The sequence below is a fragment of the Pantoea sp. Fr+CA_20 genome (genome assembly GCF_024520835.1).
Taxonomy (GTDB): Bacteria; Pseudomonadota; Gammaproteobacteria; order Enterobacterales; family Enterobacteriaceae; genus Pantoea; species Pantoea allii.
Window position 1 is genome coordinate 1 of record NZ_JALNPN010000059.1, and the last position, 367, is coordinate 367.

Consider the following 367-nt stretch of genomic DNA (forward strand, 5'->3'; position numbering starts at 1 on the left):
CCCTGCGCCAGTGCAGCCTTTATGTCACCGCCCGCCAGCGCCTGCAGGGCGTTGACTACCGCGTTGACCCCGGTGCGCACGCTTCCGCCCATGTCCGCGCCCTGACGGACAATCGCCTGGTCATAGGCCATCTGCCATGCCTTGCTGACCACCGCCTGCCTGCTGTTGTCGACTTTTGGATCATTCTCATGCGCCTCATCCAGTAGTGTTCTGGCCTGCGCTTCGAGAGCCGTACGCATATCGGTATCCGCCAGGCTGGCCGTGGCGGCACGCGTGGCGCGGGCGGTTTCATAGGTGTTGTAAACGTCAAGCGCCTGGGTGGCAACCTCGTTGACCAGCTGCGCCTGCTGCAGGCGACGCTGCTCTT

Annotated in this window: 1 pseudogene; it reads right to left on the reverse strand. The window is 64.0% G+C overall.

What is annotated here, in order from left to right:
* Positions 1–367 (reverse strand): annotated as a pseudogene (locus tag NR177_RS23795) (hypothetical protein); the annotation flags it as partial.